The 16,503-nt window shown below is 69.0% G+C and carries 14 protein-coding genes; 6 read left to right on the top strand and 8 right to left on the bottom strand.

Going from position 1 to position 16,503, the window contains the following annotated elements:
- Positions 1-21: 21 nt before the first annotated feature.
- Genes EV667_RS01925 through EV667_RS01945 form a run of 5 tightly spaced genes read right to left on the bottom strand, consistent with a single transcriptional unit; the run spans position 22 to position 6,939 of the window.
- Entirely contained in the window at positions 22-1,098 is a 1,077-nt protein-coding gene (locus EV667_RS01925; protein WP_131833649.1) for a siderophore-interacting protein, read from the bottom strand.
- On the bottom strand, positions 1,091-3,079 hold the full coding sequence (gene fhuB, locus EV667_RS01930) for a Fe(3+)-hydroxamate ABC transporter permease FhuB (protein WP_131833650.1): 1,989 nt from the start codon (positions 3,077-3,079) through the stop codon (positions 1,091-1,093). Before fhuB ends, EV667_RS01925 begins: the two co-directional genes overlap by 8 nt.
- Complete coding sequence (locus EV667_RS01935) at positions 3,072-3,980, bottom strand: ABC transporter substrate-binding protein (RefSeq protein ID WP_131833651.1); 909 nt, start codon at positions 3,978-3,980, stop codon at positions 3,072-3,074. Before EV667_RS01935 ends, fhuB begins: the two co-directional genes overlap by 8 nt.
- Positions 3,977-4,804, bottom strand: coding sequence for an ATP-binding cassette domain-containing protein (locus EV667_RS01940; protein WP_131833652.1), 828 nt, complete (start codon positions 4,802-4,804; stop codon positions 3,977-3,979). The genes EV667_RS01935 and EV667_RS01940 overlap by 4 nt, the downstream gene beginning before the upstream one ends.
- Positions 4,798-6,939, bottom strand: coding sequence for a TonB-dependent siderophore receptor (locus EV667_RS01945; RefSeq protein ID WP_131833653.1), 2,142 nt, complete (start codon positions 6,937-6,939; stop codon positions 4,798-4,800). The genes EV667_RS01940 and EV667_RS01945 overlap by 7 nt, the downstream gene beginning before the upstream one ends.
- 241 nt (positions 6,940-7,180) lie before the next feature.
- Between EV667_RS01945 and EV667_RS01950 the strand changes: the two genes are divergently transcribed.
- From EV667_RS01950 to EV667_RS01975, 6 genes are all read left to right on the top strand, one after another.
- A complete protein-coding gene (locus tag EV667_RS01950) occupies positions 7,181-8,071 on the top strand; it encodes a helix-turn-helix transcriptional regulator (protein WP_207907656.1) in 891 nt (296 codons plus the stop codon).
- Between the two features lie 91 nt (positions 8,072-8,162).
- A complete protein-coding gene (locus tag EV667_RS01955) occupies positions 8,163-9,395 on the top strand; it encodes a lactonase family protein (protein WP_131833654.1) in 1,233 nt (410 codons plus the stop codon).
- Between the two features lie 117 nt (positions 9,396-9,512).
- On the top strand, positions 9,513-10,499 hold the full coding sequence (locus tag EV667_RS01960; RefSeq protein ID WP_131833655.1) for a tripartite tricarboxylate transporter substrate binding protein: 987 nt from the start codon (positions 9,513-9,515) through the stop codon (positions 10,497-10,499).
- A 10-nt stretch (positions 10,500-10,509) separates the two neighbouring features.
- Positions 10,510-10,962, top strand: a complete 453-nt coding sequence (locus tag EV667_RS01965; protein ID WP_131833656.1) for a tripartite tricarboxylate transporter TctB family protein — start codon at positions 10,510-10,512, stop codon at positions 10,960-10,962.
- Between the two features lies 1 nt (position 10,963).
- Positions 10,964-12,469 carry a tripartite tricarboxylate transporter permease gene (locus tag EV667_RS01970; protein WP_245515937.1) on the top strand — a complete coding sequence of 502 codons (1,506 nt, stop codon included), beginning with the start codon at positions 10,964-10,966 and terminating at the stop codon, positions 12,467-12,469.
- Positions 12,466-13,302 (top strand): sugar phosphate isomerase/epimerase family protein, encoded by an 837-nt coding sequence (locus EV667_RS01975; protein ID WP_131833657.1) that lies wholly within the window; start codon positions 12,466-12,468, stop codon positions 13,300-13,302. Before EV667_RS01970 ends, EV667_RS01975 begins: the two co-directional genes overlap by 4 nt.
- A gap of 46 nt (positions 13,303-13,348) precedes the next feature.
- Here EV667_RS01975 and EV667_RS01980 read toward each other — a convergent pair whose 3' ends face one another.
- The 3 genes from EV667_RS01980 to EV667_RS01990 are packed head-to-tail and all read right to left on the bottom strand — an operon-like array spanning position 13,349 to position 16,500.
- Entirely contained in the window at positions 13,349-14,026 is a 678-nt protein-coding gene (locus EV667_RS01980) for a TetR/AcrR family transcriptional regulator (RefSeq protein WP_131833658.1), read from the bottom strand.
- On the bottom strand, positions 14,023-15,258 hold the full coding sequence (locus EV667_RS01985; RefSeq protein WP_131833659.1) for an amidase: 1,236 nt from the start codon (positions 15,256-15,258) through the stop codon (positions 14,023-14,025). Before EV667_RS01985 ends, EV667_RS01980 begins: the two co-directional genes overlap by 4 nt.
- A 9-nt stretch (positions 15,259-15,267) precedes the next feature.
- Positions 15,268-16,500 carry an amidohydrolase family protein gene (locus EV667_RS01990; protein ID WP_131833660.1) on the bottom strand — a complete coding sequence of 411 codons (1,233 nt, stop codon included), beginning with the start codon at positions 16,498-16,500 and terminating at the stop codon, positions 15,268-15,270.
- Positions 16,501-16,503: the final 3 nt, after the last annotated feature.

The raw sequence follows: 16,503 nt of genomic DNA on the forward strand, positions 1-16,503 counted from the left end.
GATGGATCGCTTATAGCGGCCTCAGTCGGCCAGATCGATACCCGGATGGCCAAGCCGCCAATAGGCGGCGATGGCGCACCGGCGCTTGGCGAGGCCGCGCTCGCCGGTGACAAGGCGTCGAAGCGCCCGCGCTGTCTTCTGCTCGCAGCCCGCCCATACGTGCACCTCGTCCCCGTCTGGCGGAAAGCGGACGGCACGCACCGCCTGTTCCAGCCGATCGCCGGTGCCGGGGGCGGCACCGTCGCGGTGCAGCCATTGCACGTCGAGCCGGGCGGGGGAAGGCAACGGCTGGTGCTCGCGCGCATCCGCCACTTCCAGCCGGATCACCGCCTCGGCATCGGCGGGAAGGGCGGCCGCCATGCGGGCAATGGCCGGCAGCGCGGTCTCATCGCCGGCCAGCAGGTACCAGCGGGCAGGCGGCAGGCCGGCGCCGCCGGGGCCGAGCAGGCCGACCCGGTCGCCGGCATGGACCCGGCGGGCCCAGTCCGCCCCCGGCGTGGCAAGGCCGGGATGCTGCATCACGTCGAGCGCGATTTCGCCGCGCGCGTTGTCGACCTCCCGCACCGTGTAGACGCGCGGTGTCAGCGCGTCCGCGTCGGTAGGCCAGATCGTGCGCCCGTCCGGCGCCGTGTGCGGCCAGACCGGATCGCGGCCGGCAGGGGGAATGAGCACCCGCACATGCAGCCCGCCGGCGGCGAAATGCGCGGCGTCGCCTTCCAGCACCACGCGACGCATCAGGGGCGTCAACTGCCGGGTCGAGGCGACGCGCATCTCGCGGAAATAGGGCAGGGACGGGTTGCCCGCGCCATGGCCTTCCCAGGCGAAGGCGGCAACGGTGCCGGCCGCCGCCGCATGGATGTGCTCGGCCAGCTGCATCTTGAGCACCGCCAGCCGGTCCTCGCTGGCGCTGCGGGCGCGCAGGCCGAGACGGCCGGCCTCGATGGCGAGATCGACCTCGCCGCACCAGTTCTCCAGCCGGGCGGTGCCGGGCGCGCGGTGTCGGGTCGCCTCCGGTTCGAGCCGGTCGCACAGAAGGGCAAGCAGGTCGGCCGGCGCCGTGCAGGGTATGTGGGCATAAGCGGTGAAACGGTCAGCCATGCCGGCGTCCTCCTCTTTGCAGCAGCCAGATCAGGTAGGGGCCGCCGACCAGCGCCGCGAGCAGGCCGGTGGGCAGCTGATAGGGAAAGGCCAGCATGCGGGCCAGCCAGTCGGCAAGAAGCAGCACTCCCGCGCCGATCAGTGCCGAGGCGAAGACGAAGGCGCGGCCGGAGACAAATCCGGAGAGGCGGGCCAGATGCGGGCCGATCAAGCCGACGAGGCTCAGCGGGCCGACGAAGAACGCGGCCACCCCGGTCATCAGCGCCGCCAGCAAAGTGAGAATGAGCTGGCTGGCGCCGACCGGCACGCCGAGCGAGGCGCTGACCCCCGCGCCGAGCGGCAGGATGTCCAGCCAGCGGCCGAGAACGGCGACCGGCAACAGCAGCACCAGCGCGCAGGCCGCGAGCATCCAGGCCTCATTGGCCCCGACCTTGTCGGTGGAACCGGACATCCAGGCCAGCAGCCGGAAGCTGCCGGGCCCGCCGGCGGCAAAGACGGCGGAGAGGATGGCGAGCCCGGTGCAGCCCAGCGCGATGCCGCACAGAAGCAGCCTTTCCGCCGCGAATCCGGTCCACGCCGCCATCAGCAGCACCAGCGCGAGTGCCCCGAGCGCCCCGCCGGCGCTGGCGGCGAGCAGCAGGGCGGCGCTCGGCGCGGGCGAGAGGGTGAGCGCTATGGCGAGCCCGACACCGGCGCCGGCGCTCACCCCCAGCACTTCCGGGCCGGCCAGCGGGTTGCCGGTCAGCCGCTGCATAATCGCGCCTGCCGCCCCGAGCAGCCCGCCCGCCGCCGCCGCCGCGACGATGCGGGGAATGCGGAAGGCCGCCAGCTCCGCCAGCAGCGGGCCGGTGGCGAGCGCCCAGCCCTCGAGATCGCGCCCGGCCAGCAGCGCGAGGGCGGCCATCAGCAGTGCCCCGGCCGCCAGCAGGACCAGGGCGCGCCCGGGTCGGCGAAGGCGGCGGGTGTGGCCCGTGGCCATGGGCTGGCGCGGCGCGGAGACCGGCAGGCGCGGCAGCAGCCAAAGCAGAAGCGGCCCGCCGAGCAGGCCAACCGCCGCGCCGGTGGGGATCAGGTCGCCACCGTCGCTGGCCGTCAGCTGCACGAGGCTGTCGGTGATCCACAGCATCAGCGCGCCGATCAGCGGCGAGGCGAGCAGCAGGGCGCCCGGTCGCCGCGCGCCGCCGAGGCGGGCGAAGGCGGGGGCGGCGAGGCCGACAAAGCCGATCACGCCCACCTGCGAGACGACGCTTGCCGCCAGCCAGACGGCCAGCGCGATGATGCCGAGCCGCATCCCCTGCACCGCCGCGCCGAGGCTGCGGGCGGCGGCATCGTCCAGCGTCATCAGGTCGAGCGGGCGCAGCAGCAGCAGGGCGGCCGCGGCGCCGAGCGCCAGCCTTGTACCGACCAGCAGCGCCGGCTGCCAGTTCTGCTGGTGCAGCGCACCGGCGCCCCAGATGAAGAGCGAGAATACATAGTCGCCGCGCGCCAGGATCAGCGCCGCGCTCATCGCCCCCGCCATCAGCGACAGCGTCATGCCGGCGACGACGACCGTGACCGGCTCGAAGCCGCGCCGCCAGCTCATCGCCAGGACCAGCGCCACGGCGACGATGCCGCCCGCAAACGCGGTGCCTTCGCGGGAGAAGGCGAGCAGCGCCGGCGCGAAGGCCATGGCGAGCGTCAGCGCCAGCTGGGCGCCGGCGGCGATGCCCAGTGTCGAGGGATCGGCGATCGGGTTGCGCAGCACACGCTGGAGCAGCGCGCCGGAAAGCCCCAGAGCCGCCCCCGCCAGCAGCGCCGTCGCCGCACGCGGCAGCAGGCTGTGCCAGAGCAGCAGTTGCTGCAGCGCTGGTGCGTCCGGGCCGGCCAGCGTCGGCTGGCGGGCCAGCACCAGCGCGAACAGCAGCGTACCGAGCAGGCCGAGCGCCAGCCCGATATGGAGCGGGCGCCGTCTGGCGGGTCGGGGAAGCGTCAGCTCAGCCAAGATCGCCCCCTCGGCCCGCCGCGTCGCCCTCGGCTCGCAGCGCTGCGCTCAGCAGCCGGGCGAAGCGGGCCGCCGCCGGCAGCCCGCCGAACGGGTCGACGCTGTCGAGAACGGCGAGGCGCCGGTCGCGGATATTGGGAAGGGCGTTCCACAGCACGCTCTGCCCGAGCACCCGCGCGGCGTCCGGCGGCACCGGGCGCAGGACGATGAGGAACGCTTCGGGAAAGCGCGCCAGCGCTTCCAGCCCGATGGGGGCGGAGGCGGCATAGGAGGTGCGCTCGCCCCAGGCATTGGCGAGGCCGAGACGCCCCAGCACTTCGCCGAACAGGCTGTCGGCGCCGAAGACGCGGAAATGGCGGGCATCGCCGAGATTGAGCACCAGCACGGGCCGGCCGGCGTGTCCGGCGAGGTTCGCGCGGTCCCGGACGAGCTGAGCGGTGACGTCGGCGATCAGCGCGCGGGCGGCATCCTCCCGCCCTGTCACTGCCCCGATCCGCACCGCTGCCGCCTCGGCACGCGCGAAAGGAGGATCGCCGGTACGGTAGATGGAAATGGTCTCCACCGGCGCGACAAGGCGCAGCTTCGGCTCCATCTCGGCGTAGTAGTTCGAGCTGAAGATGAGGCTGGGGCGGGCGAGCCTCAAAGCCTCGAAATTCGGCGCGCCGCGCAGGCCGATGTCGATCACGGAAGGCGGAACCGGCGGCTCCACCGCCACCGTGCGGAACAGCACCAGCTCGGCCGCGGCCACCGGCGTGATCCCCATGCCGAGCAGCGTCTCCAGCAGCGCCCAGTCGATTGTGGCCACCCGCAGCGCCGCTCCCTGCGCGCGGGCGCCCGGCGCCGCGAGCGTTGCTGCGGCCGCGAGCAGGGCGCGGCGGCTGAGCCCCGGCCCGGATCTCACAGCACGTAGCTCATCGGCGTGCCGCTGACGGGGTGCGCCATGACGCCCATGTCGAGCCCGTAGATCGCGCGCAGCCGTTCCGGCTCCATGATCTCATCACAGGGCCCATGGGCAAGGAGCCGGCCGCCGCGCAGCGCCAGCAGCGCGTCGCAGGTGCGGGCGGCGAGGTTGATGTCGTGCAGGATGACGATGACGGTCATGGCGCCGGCCTGCCCCGGCCCGCCGGCGGCCTCGCCGCCCAGCTCGCGCAATATGGCGAGCACCTCCATCTGGTGGGCGATGTCGAGCGCCGAGGTCGGCTCGTCGAGCAACAGGCAGCGCGCTCCTTGCGCCAGCATCAGCGCCAGCCAGGCGCGCTGGCGCTCGCCGCCGGACAGGCTGTCTACCGCGCGCTCGCGAAACGGGGCGAGCCCCGCCCGCTGGATCGCCGCTTCCACCCGCGCCTCGTCCTCGGGGCTGAAGCGGCCGAGCGCGCCGTGCCAGGGGTAGCGGCCGAGGCTGACCAGCTCGCGCACATTCATGCCGTCGGACGCGGGCATGAACTGCGGCATGTAGGCGACTTCGCGGGCGAAGGCGCGCCCGGACCACGCACCGAGCGGCCGATCGTCGAAGCGCAGTTCCCCGCTGCTGGGGGCGAGCTGGCGCGCCATCATCTTCAAAAGCGTGCTCTTGCCGGAGCCGTTCGGGCCGATCAGCCCGTAGACGCGCCCGGCCGGAAGGTCGAGCGTCAGGGGGCTGAGGATCGCCCGCTCGCCGAGCGTGAAGGCCACCTCGCACAGGGACCAGAGCGCGCCGGCCGGCGCTGGGCGGGCAGGGTCTACCATTTGTAGGAGAGAGTCCCGACCACGGTGCGGCCATCACCATAGTAGCAGCCGAAGAAGCCGCAACTGGCGACATAGGTCTCGTCGGCGATGTTGTTCACGTTGAGCTGGGCCTTGAAGGGGCCCTTCTCATAGTGGATGGCGGCATCGAACAGGGTATTGGAGCTGAGGAAGATGCTGTTGTCGTCCAGCGCGTAGCGATCCCCCACGAAGCGCACGCCGCCGCCGAAGCCGAAGCCGGCGAGCGTGCCCGAGGGAATGGTGTAGTCGAGCCAGACATTGGCCATGTTCTCCGGGACATTGGCCGGGCGGTTGCCGGCATACTGGCCCTCGGTGATCTCGGCGTTCATGTAGGTGTAATTGGCGATCAGGTTGAGCCCGTCCGCCAGTCCCGCCACGGCGGTGAACTCGAAGCCCCTGACGCTGACCTCGCCAAGCTGGGTCTCATAGCTGACGCCGTCGATCAGCTCCGTGGACACCACGTTGGACTGGGTGATGTCATAGCCGGCAATCGTGAAGAAGCCATTCCAGCCCACCGGCTGGTACTTCACGCCGGCCTCGAACTGCTCGCCCTGCATCGGCTGGAACGCGGCGCCGCCGAGCTGGGTCGGCATGTTGCCGATGACCGGCTCGAAGGAGGTGGAGTAGTTGAAATAGGGGGCGATGCCGTTGTCGAACAGATAGGTCAGGCCGACGCGGCCGGTGAAGGCGCTGTCGTCCTGGTTCTGCGCGGTGTCGCCGAAATTGGTCAGGCTGGTGGAATCGGTGGTCGCCCAGTCATGGCGCAGGCCGAGGGTGAGCAGCCAGTTCTGCAGCCGGATCTGGTCCTGCGCATAGATGCCGGTCTGGGAAATGGTGCCGTCCACATCGGCCGTGTACCAGGGCGCGGCCGAGCCGACCGGCTGGTTGTAGATCGGGAACAGGATGTTGATCGGCGACGCCGTGCCGAAATCGGTGGAGTTGGATTCGCTGTAGCGGCGATAGTCGACGCCGATCAGCACCCGATGGCTCAGCGCGCCGGTCTCGAACTTGCCGTGAAGCTGGCTGTCGAGATTGAAGGTCTGCTGGTCTTCGGAGTTGTCCGAGGAGCCACGGTCCGCCACGAAGGGGTTCGTGGTGCTCAGCGCGCTGTAATAGAGGCTATTATAGTCCCAATCGAGCACCGCATAACGGGCGTTCTGGCGGAACTCCCAGGTCTCGTTGAAGCGGTGCTTGAACTCGTAGCCGACGCTGCCGAAGGTGCGGTTGGAGTTGTCGTAGTCGGGATCGCCGAGGAAGAGGTTGCGCGGCAGCCGCAGGCCGCCATCGGCATCCACCGTGTACTGCACCGGCAGCCCGACCGGCGTGCCAGACTGGTCGTACTGGATGTTGGCCAGCACGGTGAGCGAGGTGTCGGTGGAGGGCTGCCAGGTCAGCGCCGGGGCGAAGAACAGGCGGTTATCGTCGACATGATCGGTCTGGGTGCCGCCGTCCCGCGCGAGGCCGGTGAAACGGTAGGCGAAATCGGAATGGTCCGGGATCACGCCGCCAATGTCGAAGCGGCCGGTGTAGCGGTCGAAGCTGCCTATTTCCGCCTGCACCTCGCCGAAATTGGTGAAGGTCGGGCGCTTGGAGATGAAGTCGATCAGGCCGCCGGGATTGCCCTGGCCGTAGAGCACGGAGGCGGGGCCGCGCAGCACGTCGATCCGCTCCATGCCGTAGGGGTCGATGGCCGTGGTCCCGGCCTCGCGCATCAGCTTCAGCCCGTTGAGATACATGCTGTTATCGGCGGCGAAGCCGCGGATGATCGGGTAGTCGAAGCGCGGGTCGGTGCCGAAGGGCTGGGAGACGACGCCCGCCGTGTAGTCGAGCGCTTGCCCGACATTCTGCACGGCGCGGGCGTCCATCTGGTCGCGCGTCACCACGGAGATCGACTGCGGAACCTCGATGAGCGGCGTGTCGGTCTTGGTGCCGGCGGTGCTGGTGCGGGCGACATAGCCGTCGACATCGGCGTTGGCCCGTTGACCTTCGATGTCCACCTGTTCGAGTTCGATCGCCACCGCGCCGTCCTGCGCCCGCGCCATGCTGGCCGGAACAAAAACCGCCGCGCTGCCCATCAGCAGCGACACCATCGAGAGGCCCAGCCGTTCGCGCATCATGGTACCCGCCTTAAAACAGTTGAGATGAATTATAAGAAGCGTTTCCCTCCGGCCTCAGGAAACACCGCTTCATATCAATGAACATCCAGCCGTTCTTGTCGCATCCTCTTGTATTTTGGACGATCGTGTTTTCTATTGCGCTTTGATCGAATGGATTTGGCGCCAGAATAAGGCGATTTGCTAGTTCATATCGATTCTAATCTATTAACCCCCGTATTGATCTTGGGGAATGGCGCGCAGGATGACATTCCAACCCCGCATGACCTCGTCGGTGGAAGGCATAACCCTTCTCGATGACCTGCACTGGCGGCGCTGGAACGGGATCATCGCCGATGTCTGGCATGTCGCCTGCGCGGCGGGGGCGCGCGGCCATTATGTCTCGCGCGACGCCCGGCTTTTCGTGGTGCTGGAGCGCGAGGGGGCGCGCTCGGATGTGCAGCTTTCCGCCGATGGCAGCACCCGCACGGTGCAGCGCGCCCCGCACCGGATGAGCTTCGTTCCCGCCGACATGCCGGTCTGGTCGCATATCGACGAGCCAGTGCGGGTGCGCCATCTCGACCTGCACTTCCATGCGCCCACGCTCAGCGAGCGGCTGGGCGAGGATCTCGCCGATGACCGGCTGACGACGCCGCGCCTCGACTTCATCGATCCCCGCCTCTTCTCCCTGGCGCAGCTCATCGCCGATGAATGCACCGGCCCGGACCGCCATCACGACCTCTATGGCGACGGCCTGACGCTGGCGCTGTTCATCGACCTGCTGCGGCTCGGCCGCGCCGCGCCGGGCGCGCAGGTTGCGCGTGCAACCTTGTCGCCGCGCCAGCTCCGGCGGGTGACCGATTTCATCGAGGCCAATTGCTCGCGCAACATCCGGCTGCATGAGCTGGCGGAACTGACCGGCCTGTCGCAATCCTATTTCAGCCACGCCTTCAAGGCGGCGACCGGGGTGCCGCCCTATCAGTGGCACATGAAGGCGAGGCTGCGGAACGTGCAGGCCTTGCTCGCCGATTCCGACCTGCCGATCACCGAGATCGCCTCGACCTCCGGGTTCACCGATCAGGCGCACCTGACCCGCAGCTTCCGCCGCCTGACCGGCGCCACCCCCGCCGCCTGGCGGCGCGCCCATGGCCGCTGACGCGACCTCGACCTAGCCACACCCGGTTGCCCGCCCGTGGGGGAGGCGGCATGGTGCGCGCCGGCGCTGGGGCCGCAGGACGGGTGTGACCATGGATGTGCGCGCGCGACGCTTCGCCCTCGTGAGCGGCCGCTGGGATGCGAGCGTCGCCGTGGTCGACATCGACACGGCGCTCGACCTCGCCCATCACGACAGCGACCGGGCCGTGGTCTCGCGGCCCCGCGTCACCCCCGATCTGGTGGGGGAGGACGGCGCGCGCTTTGCCGCCGTCGGCCTGCCGGTGAGCCTTTCGGCGGTGCCGGCGCTGAACAGGCTTCTCGTCGTCAATCATGCCGGGGCCACCGCGCCGCAGGCGATGCAGGGCTGCCCGCACGGCCATGCCGGCGCGGTGGCGCTGTTCGACCTGCGGGCGGCACTGGCGGGACAGGCCAGCGCGCCCGACATCCTGCTGCCGACGCGCACCTTCGGCCCGGTGGGCTGCGTCGTCACCCCGGATGGGCGCCATGTGCTGGTGGCGGCCGGCGAGGGCGAGGGGCTTGAGGATGGCGGCTTCGAGGTCAGCGTGATCGACATGGCCGCCCCGGCTGTGCTGCACAATTTCGTTCTGCCGCATGCGGGCCGGCCCTGCCCGCGCCCCTCGCCGGATGAAGGCTTCGGCGGCTTCCCCAACCCCGCCGGCATCGCCATTGCGCGCGGCGTGCCGGATCTGGTGCTGACCGCCGATGGCGGCAGCGGGACGGTGAGCGTCTTCGCTCTCGCCGATGTGCTCTCGGGCGGGCCGCATCCTCCGCTGGTGCGCTTCTCCCTGCCGACCGGCCCGTTCGGCATCGCCGCCAGCCCCGACGGCACGCAGGCGGTTGTGGCCAACCGGGAATGCCCGCGCACCGGGGAGGAGGGCAACAGCGTCAGCTTCCTCGACCTCGCCGCGCTGCGGCGCGGGGAGGGCGCAGCGCCGGTCGCGGTCGTAATCGGCAGCGATGACGGGCGGCCGAGCCGGCCCATGGGCGTAGCCTTCGCGCCCGACGGACGGAGCGCTTTTGCCGCCTGCTTCCGCACCGGCACGCTTTCGCGGCTGGAGCGCGGCGCGGACGGCCAGTGGCGCGAGGCGCGGCGGACCACGCTGGAGGGGCCGGCCGGCTCGCCTTCCTGTCCGCGCGGCGTCGCGGTGACGGCGGACGGCGCCCTCGTGCTCGTGGCCGGAGGCCCGCGCGGCGCGCCCGCCAGCAGCGTTCTCTGGCTTGTCGACGCGCAGAGCCTGACTCCCCTCAGTCGCGTGACAGGGGTCGGAAACGAGTCCTATTTCCTTGAAATAGTTGAGCTTTAGCCCTCCCGGCGATGTTGGAGAATTCAGTTGCTTTCCCCCGGGAAAGTGCCAAACTGAATTCATAATTCAAATGCGTCCAAAGCGACGCAACGCCAAAACCATCCCTGGGAGGGGACCATGACGCTTTCACGCCGGGACTTTGCGCTCGGGGCTGCCGCTTCGGCAGGCCTCATGACGGGCGGTGCGGGATTTCTCACCTCGGCTTTCGCCCAGAGCGGCTGGGTGCCGACCCGCGACGTCGAGCTGGTGATTCCGTTTGCCGCCGGCGGCGGCTCGGACCTGCTAGCCCGCATCGTGGGCAAGATCATCGTCGAGGAAAAACTGATCCCGCAGCCGCTGGTGCTCAACAACCGTCCCGGCGGCGGCGGTGCTGTCGGCATCGGCTATGTCGCGGCGAGCCGGCGCAAGGACCCGAACACCATCATCCTGATCAACGGCACGACGCAGATCACGCCGATCCTCAACCCGGCGGCGCGCACGCTGACGGAGGTTCAGCCGATCATGAACTTCATGCTCGACGACTTCCTGCTCTTCGTCAGCGGCGATTCCAAATACAAGACCGCCCAGGAACTGATCGACGACATCAAGGCCAAGCCGACCAAGACCTTCAATTTCTCCACCGGCGGCACCACCGACATCATGGCGATCACGGTTTTCTCCCGTGCGCTGGGCAAGGACATCAACCCGGTCAACTTCAATAGCGGCGGTGAATCGATGACCGCGCTGCTGGGCGGCCATGTCGACGGCACCATCGGCAACCCGCTGGAGTTCATGGGCCAGCTCGCCTCCGGCAAGGTGCGCGCGCTCGGCGTGTTCCGCGACACGCGCTTTTCCGCCATGCCCGATGTACCGACGCTGAAGGAGATCGGGCTCGACGTGCCGAACTTCCAGATGTGGCGCGGCATCGCGGTGCCCAAGGACGTCGACCCCGCCGCGCAGCTCTACTGGCAGGGGGTGATGGAGAAGGTTTCGGCCTCGCCGACGATGAAGAAATACATCGCCGACAATGTCGCCACCGAGGCCCCCATCGTTGGTGCCGAATTCGTTGCCTTCCTCGCGGCGCAGGAAAAGCTCTATCGCGGTCTGCTGGCCAAGCCGGCCTGAGGAGCGGGCCATGAAGGATAAAGTCCTCACCGGCGACATGGGCTTCGCCGTGGGCTGGGCGTTGCTCGGCCTGTATTGGATGGTCGGCGCGTTCGACTATCCCCTGTGGTCCGGCTTCGCGCCGGACTCAGGTTTTCTGCCACTGGTCTACGGCACGCTGCTCTTCCTGCTGTCGGCGGCGGTGGCGCTCTCTCTCGTGTTCGGCGAGGCCGAGCCGGAAGAGCGCGAGCCGTTGACCAAATCGCTGCTGGTCCTCGGCGCGCTGGTCGTGGTGGTGGCGAGCCTCGGCTTCATCGGCTTCCTGCTGCCGGTCTTCGGCCTGATGATGTTCATCTATCTCTATGTCGAGCGGCTTCCGCTCCTGCGCTCGGCCGTGGTGGCGGGGCTGGTGACGGCCAGCCTGGCGCTGATCTTCGTGCACTGGCTCAGCATTCCCCTTCCGCTCGTGACCTGGGATTTCTGACATGGAAGCCTTGATGGATCTCGGCGGCGGGTTCAGCACCGCGCTGACCCCGAACAACCTGATGATGTGCTTCATCGGCGTGTTCCTCGGCCAATTGGTTGGGGTGCTGCCGGGCATCGGCCCCTCGGCGGCGATCGCGCTTCTTCTGCCGCTGACCTTCGGCAGCGACCCGACGGCGTCGCTGATCATGTTCGCCGGCATCTATTACGGCGCGCAATATGGTGGCACCATCACTTCGGTGCTGATCAGCGTTCCCGGCGAATCCTCGACGGTGATGACCAGCATTGACGGCTACCAGATGGCCATCAAGGGCCGGGCCGGCGCCGCGCTCGGCATTGCCGCCATCGGCTCGTTCATCGCCGGCACCATCTCGACGCTGGGCCTCACCTTGCTGGCACCGCCGCTGGCGCAGGCAGCGCTCGCCTTCGGCCCGCCGGAATATTTCGCCCTCGTGGTCCTTGGCCTCGTCGCGCTGGCAGCGGTCAGCGGCCGCTCGGTGCTCAAGGGGGTGGCGGCGGGCGTCGCCGGGCTGTTGCTGGCGACCATCGGCATCGATCCGCAGAGTGGCGTCTCGCGCTTCGATTTCGGCATGATCTGGCTGCTCGACGGCATCGAGTTCATCGTCCTCACCGTCGCCCTGTTCGGCGTCGGCGAGGTGCTGGCGAGTTGCACCACCGCCTCCGCCCGTCCGGTGGCGGAGGTGAAGAACGTGCTGCCGACGCGGGAGGACTGGCGGCGCAGCCGCATGCCGATCCTGCGCGGTTCCTTCGTCGGCTTTCTGGTCGGCGTGCTGCCGGGCACCGGGGCGACCATTGCCAGCTTCATCGCCTACATCATGGAGAAGAAGCTCTCCCGCCATCCCGAGGAATTCGGCAAGGGCGCCATCGAGGGCGTGGCCGGGCCCGAATCCTCCAACAACGCTGCGGCCGCCGGCGCGCTGGTGCCGATGCTGGCGCTCGGCGTTCCCGGCTCCGGCACCACGGCGATCATTCTCGGGGCGCTGATCATGTTCGGGCTGCGGCCGGGGCCGGAGCTGTTCACCCAGAACTCCGACCTGGTCTGGGCGGTGATCGCCAGCATGTATATCGGCAATCTCCTGCTGCTGATCATGAACCTGCCGCTCGCCGGCTTCTTCGCCAAGCTGTTGAAAGTGCCGTATAAATGGCTCTACCCGCCGATCCTCGCGATTTGCTTGGTCGGCGTGTTCTCGCAGGCCAACAGCCTGGAGGATTGCTGGCTGGTGGTGGGCTTCGGCGCCATTGGCTGGGCCATGAAGCGGTTCGACTGGCCGGCGGCGCCCATGGTCCTCGGCCTCGTGCTCGGCCCGATGTTCGAGAGCTCGCTGCGCCAGTCCCTGACCATGTCGCACGGCACCGCCTTGATCTTCATCGACCGGCCGATCGCGGCGGCGCTCATGCTCGCGGCGGTCCTGTTCATCGCCATCCCGGTTATCGCCGGGATGCTCACGTCCCGTCCGCGCCCGGCGAGCGCAGGAGAATCCCCATGAACAACGATTTCCGCTCCCGCATCGGCATCGATCTCAACCGGCGGATCGGGCTGGAGCCCGGCCTCGACTGGGCGATCGCCAATGGCGTGCGCTTCCTCAATATCTGCCTCGACCCCGACCCTGCCCTGCTCGACCCCGCCAATCCCCGCCTCGCCCGCGCCCGGGAGAGGATCGCGGAAGCCGGCATCACGCTCGGCCTGCACACGCTGTCGGCGGTGAATGTGGCGGAGGATTCGCCCTTTCTCAGCGAGGCAACGGATGCCTATCTGACGGCCTATCTGCGCGCCGCCAAGGCCATCGGCGCCGGCTGGGTCATCATGCATGGCGGCTATCACTTCACCGCCGACAAGCGCGAGCGGATGGACATCGCCGTCGCCCGCCTCGCCCGCATGAGCACCATTGCCGAAGACGAGGGCATGACGATCCTGCTGGAGAACATGAACCCCGAGCCGGCCGGCGCCGAGGTGAAATATCTCGTCCACGACCCGGAGGAGGCGCTGTATTATTTCGAGCGGCTGACCTCGCCGGCGCTGCGCTGGGCCTTCACCACCAACCACGCCCACATGCTGGAATGCGGCATTGGCGGCTTTCTCGACGTGATGGATCTCAGCCGCTGCGGCGAGGTTCGGCTGGCCGATAATCGCGGCGAGATCGAGGAGCATCTCTATCCCGGCACCGGCAATGTGGACTTTGCCGACATCTTCCGCGAGCTGGAGCGGCGCGGCTATCGCGGCCACTACATGCAGGACTATCTCGGCATCGAAGACATGCTGCGCGGGCGCGAGATCATCGCCGATATTGCGGAAAAGGCCGTGCTGCGCGACGCCGTGTGACGGGCGGAGGGGGCCCGCAGCCGGCTTGGCGGTTCTCTTCTCGTCGTCACTTGGCCGGCGTGGCGACGATGGAGCGCGTGACCACGTCCACCACGATCGCCTTGCGCCGGGCCAGCCAGTCCGGTTCGGCGAAATCATGCTGGAACATGCTGCCGAGCGTGTAGCGGTTCGATACGTGGACGAAGCACAGGCCGAGGATCGAGATATAGAGATTCTCGGCGTCCATCTCCCGGTGGAAGATCTTCTCCTTCTGGCCCCGCGCCAGAAGCGTGCGCAACTGCTCCAGCAGCGGGCGTGTCATGTGCGGGATGGTGGCGGAGCGGCCGGCGGTGCGGCCCATCATCAGGTTCTCGTTCATGATCAGCCGCACGAAATGCGGATCGGTGGCGAGGAAATCGAAGGTCAGCTCGATCAGGGCCCGCAGCGCCTGGCGGGGATCGCAATGCGCGATGTCGAGCGTCTGCTCGCGGTCGCGGATGATCTTGTAGGAGGCCTCCAGCGCCGCGAGGTAGAGATCATCCTTGTTGCCGAAATAATGGTAGATCATGCCGACATTAGCGCTGGCGCCGGCGGCGATGCGCTCGATGCGGCTGCCGCTGAAACCGTGCGCGGAAAATTCCGCCATCGCCACGTCGAGAATGCGCTGGCGGGTCGCGGCAGCGTTGCGCTTGCCCGGGGTGCGGACGGGGGCCGGCGCGGCATCCTGGGGCGGTACGGAACTCATCTTTTCTCCGGCGGGGTGGGCAGATCGGCGAACGCCTGCGCTGCAACCTCCAGCAATGCCATGTCCCGACCGCGTCGCGCCAGGATCGACAACCCTACCGGCGCGCCATCCACTGTTCCCACCGGCAGGGTGATCTGCGGCAGGCCGCCGAGCCCGGCCGGGCACAGCAACTGCATGGCGCGCGTTCGGTAGGCGTTCTCGATCTCGGCCGAGGCGGTGGCGCGAAACGGGGGCAGGCCCGGCGTCGTCGGCAGGCAGATGAGCGCGTCACCGATGGTCGCCTCTAACTCCTCGGCGATGGCGTCCGCCTGCTGCCGGGCGGCCTCCGCCTCCGGCCGGCCGACCTTGGCGGCTGCGGCAAGGCGCTGGCCGACACCCTCGCCAAAGCCCGGACGCTCGCGCTCGATCCAGCCGCCAAGCGACTGCCAGATTTCCCACGCCTGCACGGTGCGGAAAATGTCGAGCCAGCGGTCGAGGCCGGGCGGGCTGAGGGGCGCCTCGCTGCGGGCGGGCAGGACCCGGACGAGCCGCTGCACACCTTCATCGAGCACGGCGCGGACATTGGCGTCGCACCGCTCGAACGCATCGGTGGCGACCACGAGCCGGGAGAAGCCGGGGCCTGGCGTGCCCCCGAGCAGCACGTCTCCCAGGCGTCCCAGCAGGGCGGCGTCGCGGGCGAACCAGCCGACCGTGTCGAAGCGCGGCGCGAAGGGCGCGACGCCCGACAGCGCGATGGCGCCATGGGTCGGCCGCATGCCGAACAGCCCGCAATAGGCCGCCGGCACGCGCACCGAGCCACCGCAATCCGTGCCGATGGCGAAATCGACCAGCCCGGCCGCCACCGCCACCGCCGAACCGCTGGACGAGCCGCCGGGCAGCCGGTCGCGGGCGGCGGGGTTGATCGGCATGCCGTAATGGAAATTCTCGCCCGAGATCGAGTAGCACAGCTCGTCGCTCACCGTGCGCGCGCGCAGCCCGGCGCCGGCGGCAAGCAGGCGCGTCACCGCCTCCGCTGTCTCGGTCGCGGGCGGATGGCTGGCGAGCCATGCGGGATGGCCGAAGCCGGTTCGGCTGCCGGCGACGTCGAACACGTCCTTCAGCCCGAACCCAAGCCCGGAAAGGGGCCCGTCGCCCGTGGCGGGGCAGGCCACGTGGTTCTCCTGGCAGAACGCACCGAAGGGCTCATCCGGCGGGCGGCCGTCGGTGCGGTGATGGGGGTCGGCAGGCGGCATGCGTTTCACTCAACTGGCCGGCGGGCGATGCAGCAGTGCTGCGGGCCGCGTCAGGGTGCGCCGGCCGCGCTTGTAAGCGAACAGGACGGGGGCGAGCTCGGCCACCGCTTCTTCGGTCCGCTCGCAGTCCAGCACGACGAAATCGGCCGATTTGCCGGGCGCGAGGCCGTAGTCGCGGGCGTTGATCAGCCGGGCGGAGCGCGCGGTGATCATGTTGAAGCACTCGCGAATGTCGGCGGCGGCGCCGATATGGCAGATATTGGCGTTGAGGTTCGCCATGCGCACCAGCGAGCAGTCGCCGAACGGCGTGAACGGGTTCAGCACATTGTTGGTGGACAGCGAGCAGTTCACGCCATGCTGGATCAGCTTGTGGGTGTGGGTGACGCCGCGCGGCTGGTTGCAGTCGCAATCGCGGCCCATGAGGAACAGGTCGGTGGACGGCAGCACGGTCAACGCCACCCCGGCGTCGCGCATCCGCCGCGCCGCCGCGTCGAAGCGGGTCGGGCTCGCCCCTGCCAGCTTGGTGACATGGCCGATGGCGGTGCGCCCGCCCCAGCGGTAGCGGTCCGCCAGCGTGCAGACATAATCGAGGTCGAGCGTCTCGGCGCTCGGGCCGAAGTCGAGATGCATGTCGATATCGGCGTCGAATTCGCGTGCCAGCTCGAACACGCGGTCGATCTGGCCGTGCGGGTCACTGTCGGTGTAGGGCGCGGCGCCGACAACGCGGGCGCCCTTGTTCAGCGCCGCCACCATCAGCTCATCCGTGCCCGGATTGTTGAGCAGCCCCTCCTGCGGGAAGACGCAGATCTCGATGTCGATGGCCCAGCGATATTCCTCGATCAGCGGCAGCACCCCCTCCAGCCCGCGCAGGCCGATGCCGGGATCGACCTCCAATTGGGTCCGCATATGGGTGGTGCCCTGCATCAGGCATTTTTCCAATGTGCGCTTGCCCCGCGCATAGACATCCTCCGGCGTGAAGCCGGCCTTGGCTTTCGCGACTTCGTCGATCGCCTCGGGCAGGTCGCCGCGCACCGACTGGCAGCGGTCGAGGATGCAGGATTTGTCGAGATGGATATGGCTCTCGACGAAGCCCGGCGAGACGAGCCGCCCGCCGACATCCAGTTCCTCGCCCTCGGCGGCAAGGCCAGCCTCGATCACCACGATGCGCCCGGCCTCGACGCCGATATCGACGGTGCGGTCGGGAGCATCGGGAAGGCGGGCATTCCTTACGATCAGGTCCATCGA

Origin of the sequence: Ancylobacter aquaticus (assembly GCF_004339465.1) — a bacterium.
GTDB classification, from domain to species: domain Bacteria; phylum Pseudomonadota; class Alphaproteobacteria; order Rhizobiales; family Xanthobacteraceae; genus Ancylobacter; species Ancylobacter aquaticus.

Coding starts and splice junctions, on each gene's coding strand:
- EV667_RS01980 (WP_131833658.1), bottom strand. CDS start 14,026: ATGAGTTCCGTACCGCCCCAGGATGCCGCGCCGGCCCCCGTCCGCACC.
- EV667_RS01960 (WP_131833655.1), top strand. CDS start 9,513: ATGACGCTTTCACGCCGGGACTTTGCGCTCGGGGCTGCCGCTTCGGCA.
- EV667_RS01965 (WP_131833656.1), top strand. CDS start 10,510: ATGAAGGATAAAGTCCTCACCGGCGACATGGGCTTCGCCGTGGGCTGG.
- EV667_RS01975 (WP_131833657.1), top strand. CDS start 12,466: ATGAACAACGATTTCCGCTCCCGCATCGGCATCGATCTCAACCGGCGG.
- EV667_RS01945 (WP_131833653.1), bottom strand. CDS start 6,939: ATGATGCGCGAACGGCTGGGCCTCTCGATGGTGTCGCTGCTGATGGGC.
- EV667_RS01955 (WP_131833654.1), top strand. CDS start 8,163: ATGGATGTGCGCGCGCGACGCTTCGCCCTCGTGAGCGGCCGCTGGGAT.
- EV667_RS01925 (WP_131833649.1), bottom strand. CDS start 1,098: ATGGCTGACCGTTTCACCGCTTATGCCCACATACCCTGCACGGCGCCG.
- EV667_RS01970 (WP_245515937.1), top strand. CDS start 10,964: ATGGAAGCCTTGATGGATCTCGGCGGCGGGTTCAGCACCGCGCTGACC.
- EV667_RS01990 (WP_131833660.1), bottom strand. CDS start 16,500: ATGGACCTGATCGTAAGGAATGCCCGCCTTCCCGATGCTCCCGACCGC.
- EV667_RS01985 (WP_131833659.1), bottom strand. CDS start 15,258: ATGCCGCCTGCCGACCCCCATCACCGCACCGACGGCCGCCCGCCGGAT.
- EV667_RS01950 (WP_207907656.1), top strand. CDS start 7,181: ATGACATTCCAACCCCGCATGACCTCGTCGGTGGAAGGCATAACCCTT.
- EV667_RS01940 (WP_131833652.1), bottom strand. CDS start 4,804: ATGGTAGACCCTGCCCGCCCAGCGCCGGCCGGCGCGCTCTGGTCCCTG.